This is a genomic window from Actinosynnema sp. NPDC023658, assembly GCF_040639995.1.
In the GTDB taxonomy this organism is placed as follows: Bacteria; Actinomycetota; Actinomycetes; order Mycobacteriales; family Pseudonocardiaceae; genus Actinosynnema.
This window is the reverse complement of the sequence record NZ_JBFAAX010000758.1, coordinates 585-2,749: the sequence shown is the minus strand read 5'-3', so window position 1 is coordinate 2,749 and position 2,165 is coordinate 585. Positions and strand designations below refer to the sequence as shown.

The 2,165-nt window shown below is 71.3% G+C and carries 2 protein-coding genes and 1 pseudogene; 2 read left to right on the top strand and 1 reads right to left on the bottom strand.

The features are described from left to right. Positions 1–915, bottom strand: a 915-nt coding sequence (locus AB0G02_RS34320; protein ID WP_360802776.1) for a VCBS repeat-containing protein, incomplete at its 3' end; no start/stop codon positions are given. Between the two features lie 616 nt (positions 916–1,531). On the opposite strand from AB0G02_RS34320, the pseudogene AB0G02_RS34315 reads away from it, so the two are divergent. Beyond that, positions 1,532–1,906 (top strand): annotated as a pseudogene (locus AB0G02_RS34315) (hypothetical protein); the annotation flags it as partial. 3 nt (positions 1,907–1,909) lie between these two features. Beyond that, positions 1,910–2,165: hypothetical protein (locus tag AB0G02_RS34310; protein WP_360802779.1), on the top strand; the 256-nt coding region annotated here is incomplete at its 3' end.

Sequence of the window (2,165 nt, the reverse complement as noted above, 5' to 3'; positions counted from 1 at the left end):
GGCCGCACCCACTACGACCACGACGCCCAGGGCCGCGTGGTGCGCGCGTTGCGGCACACGCCGTCCGGCGCGCGGCAGGTCTGGGCGTACCGGTAACACGACGCCGGAGTTGTAGTTGTACCAGGTCACGTCCTGCCGACCGTCGCCGTTGAGGTCACCGACGCCGACCGGGCGCCACTGCGACGAGCAGCCCGACGTGTAGTCGCAGTGCCAGTCGACGTCCTGCCTGGCCAACACGTTGCCGTAACCGTTGAGCAGCCACGACGACACCACACCGGAGAAGTAGTTGAACCAGACCAGGTCCACGTTCCCGTCGTTGTTCACGTCACCGGCGCCGACGGGCCGCCAGTAGGTCGCGCAGGTGGAGTTGTAGTCGCAGTGCCAGTCGAGTTCCTGCGAGCGCAGGACGTTGCCGTACCCGTTGAGCAGCCAGGCGGACACCACGCCGGCGGTCGGGTTCCACCACAGCACGTCCTGGTTGTGGTCGCCGTTGAAGTCGCCCAGCGCGATCGGCTGCCACTGCCCCGAGCAGCCCGAGGCCTGGTCGCAGCGCCAGTCGACCGACTGGGTGCCCAGCACCCCGCCGGAGCCGTTGGTCAGCCAGGTGGACACCTCCCCGCTGGTGCGGTTGAACCAGGTGAGGTCCTGGCTGCCGTCGTTGTTCAGGTCGCCCGTCCCGACCGGGGACCAGGCCGAGGAGCACCCCGACGCGTACGAGCAGGTCCAGTTCATGGGCTGGGCGCCGAGGACGTTGCCGGAGCCGTTGAGCAGCCAGGCGGACACCTCCCCGGTGCCGCGGTTGAACCACAACAGGTCCGTGGTCGCGTTCGCCGCGTTCGCCGTGCCGGTGAGCGCGGCGGCCACCACGACACCCGCGATGAATATCCGGATGAATCGCTTGATCGTGTTCTTCATGTGTCACGCCTTCAGGTGGTCGGAATAGCGACCAGAACGGTGCGGCGTTCGGTTGGTGTCCGGCAACAAATCCGGACGCCTTTCTCGTCGAACCGAGTGAACTCGCTGGTCAGCGGCGGTACGCTGGCCGGATTCAGGTGTCCGGCGACGCCGGACACCTGGCGGGGTGGATCAGGGGGACACATGGACGAGGTGGCTGACCCGCGGGTGCATTTCGCCACCCGGCTGCGGGCATTGCGGGAGGCCACGGGGCTTTCCGTGCGACAACTGGAGATCGAGAGCGAGCGGACGCCGCGTCGCCGGGACGAGGACCCGATCCGGCTCAAGCGCAGCACGATCGCCGGGATGACCGGTCACCAGAACCCCGTGCGGCCGGAGTTGGCGAATTTCGAGGTCTTCGTCGACACCTGCCTGCGGATCGCCGCGGACAAGGCCATCCCCCTGCCGACCGGTCTGGACGACCGCGACGCCTGGGACGAGGCGTACCGCGAACTGCGCGAGCAGCTCGACCGGCGGCCACGCCGCCCCGCACCCCGCCCGGTGGCCGGCCCCCGGTCCTCGGGTCCCCTCCTGGACCTCCCTCCGACGGACCCCGTCGACCGGGCGGAGCCGGTGGATGCGACCCACGAGCCGGTGGACGGCGAAGGACGCCCGCTGGTCCGGCGGCGGACCGTCCTGCTGGCGTCGGGCGCGCTGGCCCTGGGCGCGGCCGCGGTCGCCGTCTCCAGGTGGTTTCCCGGTTCCGACCCGGCGAGCGGCACCCCGTCCGACGACTACCCCCGGGAGGGCAGGCTCCTCAGCCCGCCGATCGCCAGGGACGACCCCGTCTGGTCCGTCGCACTCGGCGTGCTGGCGGGCGACCCGGTCGCGGTCGTCGGCAGGGGTGACGGGACCGTGCAGCTGTGGAACCCGGTCACGGGGGGACGCGCGCAGCGGCCCGCTCGCCGGTCACGACAAGCCCGTCTACTCGATCGGGTTGAACGCCCCGCTGGCTGTGTCCGCCAGTTCCGACGGAACGCTGCGCGCGTGGGACCTCACGGCCGACCCGCCGACGAGCACCCGTTTGGGCGACCGGCTGCCCGCAGGCGTCAACGGCGTCGCGCTGGGCAGCGTGGACGGCCGGACCGCGGCCGTGTCCGCCTCCGACGACGGCACCGTGCGGCTGTGGGACCCCACGGCGCACCAGCTCACCGGCGCGGTCATCGGTGAGCGGCTCGACGCCGGGGTCAAGAGCGTCGCCGTGGGCGACC